Source organism: Salegentibacter salarius, assembly GCF_900168265.1.
Lineage (GTDB): Bacteria > Bacteroidota > Bacteroidia > Flavobacteriales > Flavobacteriaceae > Salegentibacter > Salegentibacter salarius.
In genome coordinates this window covers 59,183-73,973 of the sequence record NZ_FVZF01000019.1, presented here as the reverse complement: position 1 = coordinate 73,973, position 14,791 = coordinate 59,183, and the positions used below count along the sequence as shown (strand labels likewise).

At 37.2% G+C, this 14,791-nt stretch carries 16 protein-coding genes and 2 tRNA genes; 13 read left to right on the top strand and 5 right to left on the bottom strand.

The genetic code is table 11. The annotated features are described in order from the left end of the window. On the top strand, positions 1 to 227 hold a 227-nt coding region (locus tag B5440_RS11225; protein WP_143533297.1), incomplete at its 5' end, for a transposase. 138 nt (positions 228 to 365) lie between these two features. Here B5440_RS11225 and B5440_RS11220 read toward each other — a convergent pair. After that, on the bottom strand, positions 366 to 1,871 hold the full coding sequence (locus B5440_RS11220) for an OmpP1/FadL family transporter (RefSeq protein ID WP_070053703.1): 1,506 nt from the start codon (positions 1,869 to 1,871) through the stop codon (positions 366 to 368). 146 nt (positions 1,872 to 2,017) lie between these two features. After that, complete coding sequence (locus B5440_RS11215; protein WP_079711125.1) at positions 2,018 to 3,160, bottom strand: hypothetical protein; 1,143 nt, start codon at positions 3,158 to 3,160, stop codon at positions 2,018 to 2,020. Between the two features lie 111 nt (positions 3,161 to 3,271). Between B5440_RS11215 and proS the strand changes: the two genes are divergently transcribed. The 4 genes from proS (at position 3,272) to rpsT (ending at position 5,316) form a co-directional block, all read left to right on the top strand. Then, positions 3,272 to 4,750 (top strand): proline--tRNA ligase, encoded by a 1,479-nt coding sequence (gene proS / locus B5440_RS11210; RefSeq protein ID WP_070053702.1) that lies wholly within the window; start codon positions 3,272 to 3,274, stop codon positions 4,748 to 4,750. Between the two features lie 77 nt (positions 4,751 to 4,827). Next, positions 4,828 to 4,899 (top strand) — tRNA-Glu (locus B5440_RS11205). Between the two features lie 67 nt (positions 4,900 to 4,966). Beyond that, a tRNA-Glu gene (locus tag B5440_RS11200) sits at positions 4,967 to 5,038 on the top strand. Between the two features lie 29 nt (positions 5,039 to 5,067). Next, complete coding sequence (rpsT, locus tag B5440_RS11195; RefSeq protein WP_057480260.1) at positions 5,068 to 5,316, top strand: 30S ribosomal protein S20; 249 nt, start codon at positions 5,068 to 5,070, stop codon at positions 5,314 to 5,316. An 81-nt stretch (positions 5,317 to 5,397) separates the two neighbouring features. On the opposite strand, the gene B5440_RS11190 is transcribed toward rpsT, so the two are convergent. Both B5440_RS11190 and pepE read right to left on the bottom strand, forming a co-directional pair. Further along, positions 5,398 to 6,312 (bottom strand): glutaminase, encoded by a 915-nt coding sequence (locus tag B5440_RS11190; protein ID WP_070053701.1) that lies wholly within the window; start codon positions 6,310 to 6,312, stop codon positions 5,398 to 5,400. Between the two features lie 2 nt (positions 6,313 to 6,314). Further along, positions 6,315 to 7,022, bottom strand: a complete 708-nt coding sequence (gene pepE / locus B5440_RS11185) for a dipeptidase PepE (protein WP_070053700.1) — start codon at positions 7,020 to 7,022, stop codon at positions 6,315 to 6,317. Between the two features lie 142 nt (positions 7,023 to 7,164). Between pepE and B5440_RS11180 the strand changes: the two genes are divergently transcribed. The 8 genes from B5440_RS11180 (at position 7,165) to B5440_RS11145 (ending at position 14,103) form a co-directional block, all read left to right on the top strand. Further along, on the top strand, positions 7,165 to 7,962 hold the full coding sequence (locus B5440_RS11180) for a peptidase associated/transthyretin-like domain-containing protein (RefSeq protein ID WP_141728118.1): 798 nt from the start codon (positions 7,165 to 7,167) through the stop codon (positions 7,960 to 7,962). A gap of 23 nt (positions 7,963 to 7,985) precedes the next feature. After that, a complete protein-coding gene (locus B5440_RS11175; protein WP_070053698.1) occupies positions 7,986 to 8,753 on the top strand; it encodes a carboxypeptidase-like regulatory domain-containing protein in 768 nt (255 codons plus the stop codon). A gap of 1 nt (position 8,754) precedes the next feature. Continuing rightward, the gene (locus B5440_RS11170) at positions 8,755 to 9,501 is read left to right on the top strand and encodes a carboxypeptidase-like regulatory domain-containing protein (RefSeq protein ID WP_070053697.1); all 747 of its coding nucleotides are present in this window, start codon (positions 8,755 to 8,757) and stop codon (positions 9,499 to 9,501) included. Between the two features lie 13 nt (positions 9,502 to 9,514). Continuing rightward, positions 9,515 to 10,282 (top strand): peptidase associated/transthyretin-like domain-containing protein, encoded by a 768-nt coding sequence (locus B5440_RS11165; protein ID WP_141728117.1) that lies wholly within the window; start codon positions 9,515 to 9,517, stop codon positions 10,280 to 10,282. Positions 10,283 to 10,308: 26 nt separating this feature from the next. After that, complete coding sequence (locus B5440_RS11160; RefSeq protein WP_070053695.1) at positions 10,309 to 10,812, top strand: DUF6702 family protein; 504 nt, start codon at positions 10,309 to 10,311, stop codon at positions 10,810 to 10,812. A 62-nt stretch (positions 10,813 to 10,874) separates the two neighbouring features. Then, positions 10,875 to 13,184: a M1 family metallopeptidase gene (locus B5440_RS11155; protein WP_070053694.1), complete on the top strand. Its 2,310-nt coding sequence runs from the start codon at positions 10,875 to 10,877 to the stop codon at positions 13,182 to 13,184. Positions 13,185 to 13,254: 70 nt separating this feature from the next. After that, the gene (locus tag B5440_RS11150; RefSeq protein ID WP_070053693.1) at positions 13,255 to 13,536 is read left to right on the top strand and encodes a Sec-independent protein translocase subunit TatA/TatB; all 282 of its coding nucleotides are present in this window, start codon (positions 13,255 to 13,257) and stop codon (positions 13,534 to 13,536) included. Positions 13,537 to 13,545: 9 nt separating this feature from the next. Beyond that, entirely contained in the window at positions 13,546 to 14,103 is a 558-nt protein-coding gene (locus B5440_RS11145; protein ID WP_070053692.1) for a phosphatase PAP2 family protein, read from the top strand. On the opposite strand, the gene B5440_RS11140 is transcribed toward B5440_RS11145, so the two are convergent. Next, complete coding sequence (locus tag B5440_RS11140) at positions 14,096 to 14,737, bottom strand: O-methyltransferase (RefSeq protein ID WP_070053691.1); 642 nt, start codon at positions 14,735 to 14,737, stop codon at positions 14,096 to 14,098. The two genes, B5440_RS11145 and B5440_RS11140, sit on opposite strands and share 8 nt — an antisense overlap. Between the last annotated feature and the right edge of the window lie 54 nt (positions 14,738 to 14,791).

The following is a 14,791-nucleotide window of genomic DNA, read 5'->3' as shown; positions in this document are numbered from 1 at the left end:
GCAATCATAACCTGATCCGTCTCAAAGAAAAAGCTAGGAACCTACTATTAAGTGAAGCGGGAATAGCACATCGTAAACGTCGGTGCTGGGATGTGGAAGCCGTTTTTGGGAATATCAAGCAAAACATGGGCTTCAAGCGATTTATGCTTCGGGGAATGGAGAAAGTAACTACTGAAATAGGGTTAATCGCTATGGCGCACAACTTAAGAAAATTCAGTATAGCATAGGAAGGGGGCTTCCTTCCTTTTTTATCATTAAGAATATCTACAAAAGAAGAAGCGCTTCTCTCACAAAAACTTTTATCAATAAAAAAGGCCATCTAAATACTTTTTAGACGGCCTCTTTAAATTAAAACATCTTTAATACTATAATCCGAAACTTAGGGATAAAATAATATTAGAAAGATCTCTATTTATATTTGCGGTATTTGTTAGTCCGTTTTCAAAAAGTCGTGGATTTTCTTCATATTGTGCATTGGTGTAGGCTAAATCGATCTTCATAGTTCCAAAATCATACCCAATACCTCCCGAATAACCGGTTAAATCACCAACAGTAGTTTCATTAGCATAAGGGCTTTGTTCAAAACGGTAACCACCTCTTAAGCTCCAATTGCTAATTCTATATTCACCACCCAGTCTAAAAGTAGAAACCGGCTGAAGTTCTGCTGAAATAAGTTCGTTTTGAAATTGGAATTCAGGATCATTGGTAGGTCTAAATTCAGTTGCTGAATAATCCTTGTAAGAATAGTCAAAACTAATTAAACCTTTTGTGCCAAAGAGTACAGCAAGACTTCCTGTTAACTTCCCGGGTGTTTTTAGTGTATAATCTGGGTAAACATTTATAACATTAGGGTCTACAATCACACGCTCATTCGCGTTATTATTGGTTTCAAGATATTGTGTAGCTTCTTCGGTAATATTGAACCAGGTAGGAGAGTGGTAAGATGCTCCAACTCTAAACCTTTCGCTTACTTTTGCTATTGCGCCTAGCTGGAAAGAAAAACCGTCACCAACAGTACTTAAATTATTATTAAACCTAACCTCATTAGTAGCGCTCCCAGCATTATCATTAGTTTCTCTAAACCTGGTGGAACGATCGTAATTTAGAAAGTGTGTATTTAAGTTTGCACCCAGGTAAAGGAAATCCTTGTATTGGGTCCCGAAGTTAAAAGAGAATTTTCCATTTAATCCTGTAGAAACAGTTCGATACTCCTGATTAAAATTGCCTGAACCTATAAAAGAATTGTAAGAAGTATTATCAGGAGAATCATCTACCTGATCTATAACAAAACCCTGGTAACCTAAGAATGCTTGCTGCGCTCCATAACCTTGATTTTCCCCTAAGAAGGAATAAAGCTCTGAAATGGTCTCACCTTCCTGGGTTTGTAGTAAATTTAATGGAACGCCGTTTGCATAATTTAAAAAATATTGATCTATAGAAGTCTGGCTTACTCCGGCAGCTACATAAGCATCATCAAAATTATTGGTCTGCTCGTAGTTGAGACCTAAACTGAATTTTCTCCAGGGACTATCGTTTCGAGTATCAAATATAAGTACACCACCCGCCTGATTAAAGTTAAAATCTGAATTGTCATTCGATGTATTTGTTCCAAAATAATCTACTTCTTTGCTAGTAGACCTATGAGCCAGGGTAATGGTTCCAATAGAATTTAAAAATACAGCAGAACTGGCCGGGTTTACGGTAATAGCTGAAAGATCGCCACCCAGGGCGCCAAAAGCACCACTCATAGCTCTAAATCTTGCGGTTCCGTTTAATTCTTCAGAACTATATCTATATGCATCCGTGATGTTTTGTGACTGGGCGTTCCCTGCTATAAATAAGAGACCCAGTGCTAAAAATATCTTTTTCATAATTTTTATTTAATCCCTGATTTAGGGTGTTAGTTTCCCGAGTTTTGGCTCGAGCTCTTAATAAATGATTTCAGAAAAAACCTTACAGCGTTATACTGTAAGGTTGTTTCTTTAATTTATTGTATTACTTCTAAATTAGAATTTTATTATCCTCTGCCGCCACCTCTGGAAGATGAAGAACGGCCTCCGCCAGAACTTCTTGTTCCTGAGCTTCTCGAGCTACTTGAGCTGCTGCGTACAGTGCCACTACTTCTGGAAGAACTATTCGAAGACCTATTATAAGTAGAGTTAGATCTTGAACTTCTACTAGATCTATTTATAGTAGAATTTCTTCTGGTAGAAGAAGTATTAACTCGTGCTGGTTCACTTCTTCTGCTGGAACGCGAATAGACATTAGAATTATTGTTATTACTTCTCGTGTAACTTCTTTCAGAATTTTGATTACTTCTTATGGCTCTAATGCTTCTGGAGTAAGAAGATTCATTATCTCTTAAGCCAGAAACATTGTCTCTTCTATTAGAACCATAGTCTGAGTAACTAGCTCTTCTGCCACTGTTATAAGCTACATCTCTGTAATTAGTGCGATTATTATAATATGGGTTGTTTACAAAACCTCTTCTTCCCCAGTATGGATTATAAAATCCCCCACCGAAGCCGCCATATCCAAATCCGTAGCCAAAGCGATTACCCCAGCCCCATCCAGGGCCATAGGCAAAACCGCCACCCCAGGGACCTAAAAAGCCTCCTTGCCAGGGGCCGTAACCTACTGCTCCCCATGGGCCAAAGCCACCGCCCCAAGGAGCGTAAAAGGGATCCCACCATAGATCATTATAGAAGCCTCCAAAACCAAGACTGTTCCATCTCCAAGGATTGTAAAACCCACCATGAAAACCGGTATTATAAATGTTTACGGTGTATTGATCTGGATCTTCTCCCCAGGGAGCACGACCACTGTTATAAGTCTGTTGATCTTCATAATAAATATCCTCTTCACCACCTTCTGCAGAAGAATAAGATTCTACATCGGTAAAGACGATATTATCGGCCATTTGGCCATAAAATTCAGATTTTTCTGAAAAAAGGTTCTTATAGTAAGTATTGCCCTGATCCTGATTATTATTAGCATATTGGGATGGCTCTTCAGAAGTTGTTCGCTGCTGTTCAGAATCACCGTAGATTCCGTCTTCATAACCAGAATACTGGTAAGAACCGCAAGATGCTAACAATAGCAAGAACATAGGAGCAACAAAAAGAATTGCTTTTTTTTGTAAGTCGTAATTGCGTATCATTAGCTTAGTATTTTATTGTTGAACATTACAAAAATAGTTAGTTTTGCGCTAACTAAACTTGCATTTAGATTGTGTTTAACAAAATCACAAGATTTATGCCAAATACATAGAATGAGTAAAAAGTTAAGCAAGAGAAGCGAAGATTATTCAAAATGGTACAACGAATTAGTGGTAAAAGCTAATTTAGCTGAAAATTCCGCAGTGAGAGGTTGTATGGTTATTAAACCCTACGGTTTCGCTATATGGGAAAAAATGCAGGCCCAGCTTGATAAAATGTTTAAGGAAACAGGCCATGAAAATGCCTATTTTCCACTTTTTGTACCCAAGCATCTTTTTGAAGCTGAAGAAAAAAATGCTGAAGGCTTTGCAAAAGAATGCGCTGTGGTTACTCATTACCGCTTGAAAACCGATCCTAACGATAAATCTAAATTAATAGTAGACCCGGAAGCTAAACTGGAAGAAGAACTGATAGTTAGACCAACTTCTGAAGCTATTATCTGGAATACTTATAAGAATTGGATCCAGTCTTATAGAGATCTACCTATAAAGATTAACCAATGGGCCAATGTGGTACGTTGGGAAATGCGAACGCGTTTGTTTTTAAGGACTTCAGAGTTTCTTTGGCAGGAAGGGCATACCGCTCACGCGACCAAACAGGAAGCCCTGGAAGAAACAGAGTTGATGAATAATATTTATGCCGAATTTGCCGAAAAATTTATGGCAATGCCGGTGATTAAAGGAACTAAAACTGAAGCTGAACGTTTTGCCGGTGCTGTAGAGACTTATTGTATTGAAGCAATGATGCAAGATGGGAAAGCGCTACAAGCAGGAACTTCACACTTTTTAGGTCAAAACTTTGCAAAAGCTTTTGATGTAAAATTCACCTCTAAAGAAGGGAAATTAGAAAATGTATGGGCCACATCCTGGGGTGTATCTACCCGCTTAATGGGAGCACTTATAATGACGCATAGTGATGACAACGGATTAGTACTTCCTCCAAATTTGGCGCCTACACAGGTGGTAATTGTTCCTATTTATAAAGGAGAAGAGCAATTGCAGGAAATCTCTAAGGTGGCGAATAAACTTGCCGATGATCTTAAAGAAGCTGGTATTTCGGTTAAATATGATGATAGAGATACTCAAAAGCCAGGCTGGAAGTTTGCACAGTACGAATTGCAGGGTGTGCCGGTTAGATTAGCAATTGGACCAAAAGACCTTGAAAAAGGAAGTGTAGAGCTGGCAAGAAGAGATACGCTTACCAAAGAGTTTGTAAATCAAACTGAAGCAGTGGAGAAGGTGAAGCATTTAATGGTAGAAATTCAGGATGCTCTATTTGAAAAAGCGAATAATTTTAGAAATGATCACATCACTAAAGTAGATTCTTTTGATGAATTTAAAAAAGTTTTAAAATCTAAAGGCGGATTTATTTCTGCACATTGGGATGGAACTACAGAGACAGAAAATAAAATAAAAGGCCTTACCAAAGCCACAATTCGCTGTATACCATTTGGTTCCAAAAAGGAGTCGGGAAGCTGTGTGCTTACTGGTAAACCTTCAGAACAAAGAGTGCTTTTTGCCAAGGCATATTAAATTTTAAATTTTTTTTGTTCAACTCTTGTGGCATTGAAAAATAGTTGTATTTTTGCATCCGCATTGAAACAAAAAATGGTCCGTTCGTCTAGGGGTTAGGACGCCAGGTTTTCATCCTGGTAACAGGGGTTCGATTCCCCTACGGACTACAAAAGAACACGAGTTTAAGTTCTGTGTTTTTAAAAGTCCTGAAAAGGCAATTTGAAATAAATTAATGGTCCGTTCGTCTAGGGGTTAGGACGCCAGGTTTTCATCCTGGTAACAGGGGTTCGATTCCCCTACGGACTACTTTAAAAAATAATTAAAGCAATTTTGTAATGGCAAATCACAAGTCAGCATTGAAGAGGATTCGTAGCAATGAGACCAAACGTCTTAGAAACCGCTACCAGCATAAAACTACCAGAAACGCGATTAAGAAGTTGAAGGAGTCTGAGAAGAAAGAAGCTGAAGCTTTATTGCCTTCTGTTATCTCTATGGTAGATAAATTGGCAAAGAAAAACATTATACACGATAACAAAGCTGCGAACTTAAAATCGCAACTTACAAAGCACGTAGCCGCGCTTTAATAAGTATTACAGTGTTCAATTATAAAAGAAATGCTTTCTGTATTTACGGAAAGCATTTTTTTTATTTCTATATTTTTTCTTCTAGAATACCGAAAGTCCTGTTAAGGTGGTAAGGCGTTCCAAAGCCTTCATGCCTAATTCAGAATTTCCTTTTTCATTTAAAATAGGGCTCCAAACCGCTACGGAATATTGATCTGGATGGATGGCTACAATACCACCTCCAACACCACTTTTCCCGGGAAGACCAACCTCAAAACTAAATTCTCCGGCTTCATCGTAGAAACCACAGGTTTGCATTAAAGAATTAATCCTTTTTACCGTGGTAGGAGTTAAAATCTCTTCGTTGGTCCCGAGTATTTTTCCTTTATTGGCGAAAATCATAAAAGCCTGAGCTAATTGTTTACAGGACATTGCCAGGGAACAAAGATGAAAATAGAAGTCTACAATTGGTTCTACGTCACATTTAATATTTCCCAGTGCTTTCATATAATTTACCAGGGCCACATTTCTATAACCGGTAGATCTTTCTGAAGCTGCAATTTTTGGACCAAAATTAATGCTGTTGTCTTCGGTGATTTTTCGAACAAAATCCAGCAATTCCTGTTTTGGGTCATCAAGCTGGTCTACCAAAATATCTGAAATAACTAAAGCTCCTGCATTAATAAAGGGATTTCGCGGCACGCCGCTTTCATATTCCAATTGGCTTAAAGAATTAAAAGGATCACCAGAGGGTTCTACATCTACCCGGTCCCAAAGATCTTCTCCCATAAGGCGCATCGCCATAGAAAGGCTAAAAACCTTAGATATACTTTGAATAGAAAAAAGCTCTTCGCTATCTCCAAAGCTAAAGTGTTGACGATCGCCACGGTACACATGCATTCCAAATTTTCTTGGATCTACCTTGGCAAGTTCGGGAATGTAGGAGGCAACTTTGCCCGTAACATCCCGGTAACTTAATTCGTCATTGATGGTATTTAATATTTTTTGGTAATCCATAATTAATTTAGTTCGCTTAGATCACTATTTGTTTCTATTTCGAAAGGTAATTTTTCTGTTTTAAAAATACGGGCGCTTAACTTACCTTTTAACTCAATTTTATTATCTGAAACCAGCAACCAACTACCTTCACGTAATCCAACAACAGGTTGTGTATTTATAGTGTGAAATTCTTTAATTCTTGTTTCGCGGGTTTCTCCTTTATGTGTAGAGTTTGTGTCTGGATCTAAATAGTGCGGATTAATATTAAAAGGAGCAATTCCTAGGGTTTTAAAACTCGGCGGATAAACTATAGGCATATCGTTGGTGGTTTGCATAGTTAGCCCTGCAATATTGGTTCCTGCACTGGTTCCCATATAGGCTGCACCGTTTAAAACGCTCTCTTTTAAAGGCTGCATTAGTTTATGCCGGTAAAGTTCAGAAACTAAGAGAAAAGTATTTCCGCCGCCGGTAAAAATTCCTTTGGCCTCCGTTATGGTTTCTGTCATATTATTGAATTCGTGAATTCCTCGCAGTTTAATTCCGGCTTTCTTAAAAGCTTCCGCAGCCTTTTGGGTATATTCATCGTGTGAAATCCCACCGGGACGGGCAAAAGGAATAAAAATTACTTCTTCGGCTTTACTAAAAAATGTTTTTATTTCAGGAATAAGATATTCCAGGTATTCTTCCCCGTGTAAAGTAGAGGTACTTGCCAATAATGCTTTACTCATAGTATATAGTGTTTTCTCTTGCGAGTATAGGATTTCTAGTCTTAAAATTAGTCTAAATAGGGGTTTTAACAAAAGTTTACAAGCTGCTTTACTTAAAATAAGAAGTAAGAATTGTTTCTTTATTAATAGGAAAATTAAAATTATGATAAAGAATACATTATGTATTATGCTAATATTATTCTGCAATATTTTATTAGCGCAGGAGCAGGAAAGAATGCTGGTTAACGGTAAAATAATTGTTCCTGAAAATGATTCTCCCGAAGGAATGACCATTTTTAATCAAAATACTTCCCGGGGCACCATAGCTAATCCTAACGGAGAATTTAAATTGCGGGTGGCACTTAACGATACTATTGTTTTTTCTGCTATTCAGTTTCAAAATTTTAAAGTAGTAGTGGCAGAAGGGGTTATAAATTCTGGAGAAATGAACGTATTTCTAACAGAAACTGTTACAGAATTGCCAGAGGTGCTTTTATCTGATAATGAGCTCTCGGGAGATATTAGAGTAGATGTAGCCAGGATTGAAATTGAAGACCCTGAGGTTCCCAGGTATTCTGCAGCCGAGTTAAATGCTATGAATGTTAGAAGACAACCTGATTCCCTAATGGGGCCGGGAAGAAATGCAGCCCTGGCAGCCGGGAATACACGACTTGTAAACGGTCTTAATTTTGTGAATATCTTTAAATTACTGGTAGGGGCCGAAGTTGAAAATAATCCTTTCACTAAACGTGAGTTAGATGAAAAATTGCGGGATCTTTACGACGACGAATTTTTTAAGGCTAATTTAAATATAGAGCGAGACAGAATTAATGATTTTATATATTACGTCACAGATCACGGCCTTGACCAGGAATTACTGCAGGACGGAAACGAGCTAAATCTCATCGAATTTCTAATAGAAAAAAGCAAAGAATATAAAGCTTTTCACGCTCGGGAATAATACCATTTAACTAACATCAATCAATGAAATCTTATTTATTCATCTTCCTGTTGGGTTTTGTTCAATTAGCATTCGCCCAGGAAAAACGGGAAATCATCGGGAAAATTCAAGCCGATTCAATTGAAGCTCCCATTCACATTATCAATGTAACGCAGGAAAAAGGAACTGTGAGTGATAAAGCGGGAAATTTTAAACTTGAAGTGAAAGAGAACGATTTGCTGCTAATTTCTTCAGTACAATTCCAGCGAAAAGAAGTAGAAATAACTTCTAAAATCCTTAATCAGAAAATTTTAAATATTAAATTACTACCTGCATTAACAGAATTAGAGCAGGTAAGAGTTCACAATCTTAGTGGGAATCTAAAGGAAGATATTGCAGATATTAAGGTAATAGATGTGCCGGTTATTAAAGTGCCACCTGTGCCACGTAGCGTAATTCCCAGAGGTACACCAAACGAAGCTTTTAATGCCAGCCAAACTCAAGCGCCGGCCGGTGGTAATATTTTAGGTTTGGTAGGCTTGATTACCGGTAAACCAAATTTTGGTTCTCTTAGTAAATCTGGATCTAAAGCATTAAGTGAAAGGGAGGTGGTTAATACTTTGCGTAATAAATTTGATGATTATTTCTTCACCAATCATTTAAAGATCGATTCAAAGCATATTATGAATTTTCTCACCTATATTTTTGAAAATGGTTTTCAGCAGAAATTATTGAAGGAAGAACGCGCTTTAGACCTGGTGGTTTATTTAGAAATGAGGATCAAAGCCTATCTAAAATTTATAGCAGACTAAAATGAAAAATAGTTTTTTCATTTTTATTTTACTGATTTTTTCTACTCATTTATATTCCCAGGAAAGCGTAATGCTTAAGGGAAAGATCCTCACCGATTCTATTGAAGCACCAATTCATATTATAAATATTACAGCTGAAAAGGGAACGGTAACCGAAGCAAATGGAGAGTTTGCCGTGGAGGTGAAGGAGAATGATCTTTTATTATTTTCTTCGGTGCAATTTCAGAAAAAAGAAATATTGATTACACCGCAAATTTTTTCTTCCGGATCATTAAAGATTGAATTACAGGAAGAACTTATAGAATTAGATGAAGTGCGACTGCATCAATTAAGCGGAAATCTGGGAAATGATATTGGGGGAATTAAAACCTTTGATCCCAGGATTATTGGCTTTGCACTTTCAGATAAAGAACCGCTGATTATTGAAGAACGAAAACTGTTTGCAATTACCAGGCCCGATAATCCCGTGGGAATGCTTTACGGAATCATTTCCGGACAAAAAAAGATGTATGAAAAGGCTATTGAAAATAGTAAATTAAGCGCCCTTGTTTATAAAGCCAGGGATTTGATGCCTGACGAATTTTATACAGAAACCCTGGAGTTGAAGGAAAACAAGATCATGGATTTTCTCTACTACTGCAGCCGGAAACCGAATTTTAAAGAATTAGTCAATAAAAATGATCCTTTACTTTTAATGGAATTCGTTAAAGGAATGATTACTGAATATAATGAATTTATCCAGGATTAATTTAATAATTCTATTGGCGGTTCTGCTAATTTCTAGTGAAGGCTTTTCCCAAGAGAAAAATGTATTATCCGGTCAAATCATTACCGAGGAACCTCTAAATTCACCGGTGCATATTATAAATATTAGTCGTAAAAAAGGCGGAGTAAGTGAACTTTCAGGTCGTTTTTCAGTGGAAGTCAGTTTAGGCGATACTTTGGTTTTTTCTTCCGTTCAATATAAAAAGGAAAAGATCGTAGTAAATCGAGAAATCCTTCAGCTAAAAAGATATAGAATTAAACTGGTAGAGGATCTTACTGAATTAGAAGAAGTGAAACTTCATAAGCTCTCGGGGAACCTCGCAAAAGATATTTCAGGAATTAAAATTTTTAATAAATTCGATTTAAATGCTCCTATGGCGAGGAAGCCGCCACCCACGCAAATAGAACGACAAACCTTTACTGCTACCACTGGCCCCGGCGGCAGTAAATTGAGTGTAATTGGCGTTTTAACAGGCAATATTCCTCTGGCGCCAATTATGAATAAACTAAACGGGACTTTAGATGAGTTGGAAAAAAGGCAGGGAAATGCCGATTTAAAATTTCAGGTGGAAAAAGCGATTTATCTAATTACGGAAGAAACCTTCACTACAGACTTTAATATCCCGGAAAGCGAGATAATGAATTTTGCGTATTATTGTGCTGAAAATTATGATTTGGAAATTCTGCTAGAAAATCCTTTAAAATTATATGAGTTTTTTCAATCTAAAGCGGCAGAATTTAAGGACTTAAAGACTTTGGATTGATATTTGCTCCATACTAGAAAAAATTAATGAGAAAAATAAGCCTAATTCTTGCCAGCTTTTTTTTGCTTTCGGGATTTAAATCGGGGGCTCACGAATTTTATTTAAGCGTTACCGAGATTGAATACAATAATGAAAAGCAGAGTCTTCAAATTATTACCCGCGTTTTTATAGACGATTTTGAAGATGTTTTAAACGAACGTTATGGCGCAGAGCTTCAACTTTCAGAGGAAGCAGAAGAAGGAGCGGTTACCGAAAATATTTCAAAATATCTCAAGCAAAAATTAAGGCTTCAGGTTAATGGGGAAGAACTTCAGCTAAATTATTTAGGAAAAGAATATGATGCCGATCAATTGGTACTATATATTGAAGTTGAAAACCTGGCTCCCTTTAATAAAATTGAAGTCACCAACGAGATCCTGACCGATCTTTTTGACGATCAAAAAAATGTAGTACACGTAAAAGTAAATGACAAAACTAAAAGTTTACTTCTTATGCGGCAGCAGGAAACAGAAAAACTCACTTTTCCTTAAATTTTAAGGAAAGGCCCGGAAAAATATTTATTTTTAGCAATCTTTAAATTAAAACACAATTGATGAACAAATTAAGATTATTAAGTTTCGCTTTAGTGATGCTTTTTGTAAGCGGTATGCAGGCCCAGGAATCTGAAGCCGAAGAGCAAAAACCAAAACAGGAAGGTCACGAGAATAACAATAAGTTTAAACAACTTTATAAAACCTTTGCAACTCCAAATCAATATAGAACCGGTGCCGGTGCGCCAGGGGAAGCCTACTATCAAAACCAGGCAGACTATAAAATGGATATTGTTTTAGACGATAAAAATACTCGTTTAGACGGCGAAGCCGAAGTAACTTATCATAATAATTCTCCCGATGAATTGGAATATTTATGGGTGCAGTTAGACCAAAATGTGCGTAAGAAAGATGCACCAACTGCAGATCGTAACCCTAGTGGAATGAGACCGGTTGCTACGCCACAGCGTTTTGTTGATGAGCATATGGAAGAACCTTTTGATGGTGGTTTTAATATTGTTGGATTAACTCATAATGGAGATAAATTAAATTACATCATCAATCAAACGATGCTAAGAATAGATTTGGAAGAGCCTTTAGAGCCTGGCGAATCTTTTGAGTTTGAAATGAAATGGTGGTACAATATCAACAATCATATTACCGATAGAGCAAGAAGCGGATATGAGCATTTTCCTAAGGACGGAAATAATGCTTACGTAATTGCTCAATTCTTTCCAAGAATGGCAGTTTACAATGATGTTGAAGGATGGCAAAATATGCAGTTTTGGGGAAGTGGTGAGTTTGCCCTTCCTTTTGGTAACTACGAAGTAGATATCACCGTTCCTGCAGATCATATTATGGAAGCTACAGGAGAACTTCAAAACCGTGATGAAGTTTACACTAAAGAAATGATGCGCCGCTATGAGCAGGCCAAAAAGTCTTACGACGAACCTGTAATTGTTAGAACCCAGGCAGAAGCTGAAGAAGCAGAAAAGTCTTTTTCTAACAAAACTAAAACCTGGAAATATAAAGCCGATATGGTTAGGGATTTTGGATTTTCTACTTCAAGAAAATTCATTCTTGATATGATGGCAACAGATGTTATGGGGAAAGATGTTATGGCGGTTTCTCTTTATCCAAAAGAAGGAAATCCACTTTGGGAAGAGTGGTCTACAAAGGCCGTAGCCAGTACTTTAAAATCTTACTCTAAACAAACTTTTCAATATCCATATCATAAGGCGGTTTCGGTTCATGCAAGAAACCAGGGGATGGAATATCCTATGATCTGTTGGAATTATGGACGTCCAGATGAAGACGGAACATATTCTGATAGAACGAAGTTTGGGATGATTAGTGTAATTATTCACGAAATTGGACATAACTTCTTCCCAATGATCGTAAACAGCGACGAACGCCAGTGGGGCTGGATGGATGAAGGTTTAAATACCTTTAGCCAGTATCTTGCAGAGCAGGAATTTGGAGAAAAATATCCGGAAGCTATCGGGTCTTTAGAGCAATATCCATCTCGAAGAGGTATTCCTTCTAAAATTGTTCCTTATATGAGAGGAAACCAAAAGTATATTGCTCCAATTATGTCTAACCCGGAGAATGTATACCAGTTAGGGAATAATGCTTATGGAAAACCAGCAACGGCTCTAAATATTTTGAGAGAGACCGTAATGGGCCACGAGCTTTTTGACCATGCCTACAAAACTTTTGCTCACCGTTGGATGTTTAAGCACCCAACTCCAGAAGATTTCTTTAGAACAATGGAAGATGCTTCAGCAGTAGATTTAGACTGGTTCTGGAGAGGATGGTTCTATACTACGCAAAACGTAGATATGGGAATTAAAGAAGTACAAAAACTTTATATAACCGATAATGCTACCAAAGAAGGAAAAGAATTTTTAGAGCGTTACGGTGCAGATCCTGAAGAGATAGATGCAGTATATGTAGTGAAAGAAGATAGTGAAGACTTTGACGAAAGTTTAAAAGGAAAATCTGTTTTAGAAAATTCACCTACAATTAAAGAGTATGTGATGGATAATTTTTCTGAAGAAGAAAGAGCCAAGCTAAAAGATCCTAAATATTTCTACCAGGTTACTTTTGAAAAACCGGGAGGAATTCCAATGCCATTAATTGTTGAATTCACTTATGCAGATGGTTCTACCGAAATGAAGAGGTATCCGGTGCAATTATGGAGAATGAACGATGAGGTGGCGACAAAAGCTATTGCTACTACTAAAGAGATCACCAAAATTGTGGTAGACCCAGATCTTGAGACAGCAGATGTTGATGTAAGCAACAACACCTGGCCTAAAGAGGAGACTACCAATAAGTTTGAGGAATTCAAGGAGAATCTTGGAAACTAAAATATTTTTAAGCCGACTTTAACGAGTCGGCTTTTTTTATGCTTAAATTTGTGGCTATATTTGTTTTGCTATGAACATCATACCCCTTTTTATTAGTGGTGCAGAGATTGCCTTTATCCTTTTTATTCTGGTAATGGTTTTTGGTGCCGATAAGATTCCTGATATCGCCCGCGGAATGGGAAAAGGAATGAAAATGCTTAAAAATGCCTCTAACGATATCAAAACAGAAATTCAGAAAAGTGCCGATAAGCAAGGTATAGATACCGATATTTCTAAAGATGTTAAAGGTGAGATCGATAAAGTGAAAGAGGATATTGATGAGATTACCGGTTCAGTAAAGCGTAGATTTTAATTACTTTGTATGTTAGAGCAGCTAAAACAATGGGATCGCGAGCTGTTTATTTACCTTAACGGATTAGGAATTGAATCTTACGATAATTTTTGGATTACCGTAACTACCATTCAAAACTGGATTCCACTATATGTTACTTTTTTTATTCTTTATTTTGTAGCCTTTCACTGGAAAAAAGCGCTTTTTACCAGCTTATTTATACTTGCAACTGCCCTTTCTACTTACGGGTTTACCAATGTAGTTAAAAATTTCTTTTTGCGGCTTAGGCCCAACAATCAACCTGAAATTGCCGATATAATTAGAATTCTGCAAACACCAGATAATTATAGTTTCTTCTCTGGACATTCAGCAGTATCTACCGCCGCAGCTTTATTCTTTATTCTCTCTTTAAAAGATAAGTATCCCTGGATTTGGGTGGTACTTATTTGGCCATTAATGTTTATGTTAAGCCGAATCTATGTGGGAGTTCATTATCCCGGAGATGTACTGGTAGGTGCAGCAGTAGGAATTATCTTTGCAATTACTTTCTTTATACTTTACCAACGGTCAGGCAAACGTTTTATTTAAGTCTGCTTAAGGTTAACCCGTCGCGAATTGGTAAAATAACGGTTTCTACACGTTCGTCTTCAGCGAGCATCTTATTGTATTTTAAAAGTGCCTGGGTAGACTCATCATCGGCTTTTACCGGCTTCACAACTTTCCCACTCCACAGTACATTATCTGATAATATAACACCACCGGCATTCATTTTTTCAATAATCAATTCGAAATACGCAGGATAATTTGGTTTATCGGCATCAATAAACACCAGGTCAAACTTTGCGTTTATCTCCGGAATTATCTCCCTGGCGTCCCCAATGTATTGCTTGATGTTATTTTTAAATGCTGAAGCCTGAAAATATTTCTGCTGAAAATCGTATAATTCTTCATTGATGTCTATGGTGTGCAACATCCCATCTTTAGCTAAACCCTCAGCCAGGCATAATGCCGAGTAGCCGGTGTAAGTGCCAATTTCTAGAATACTTTTTGGAGCTATTATTTTTGAAATTAAGCTCAAAATCCTGCCCTGGTAGTTGCCGCTCAACATTCTTGGCTGTAATACTTTCTGGTTGGTTTCCCGGTTAAGTTTCGCTAAAAACTCTGGTTCTTTAGCTGAATGTTCTAAAATATAGTCATCTATCGCTTCAGGTAAAAAATGCATTGGTTCTATTTTTGTTCAAATTTAGAGAAATTATTAATTCTGAAACTTGTATTA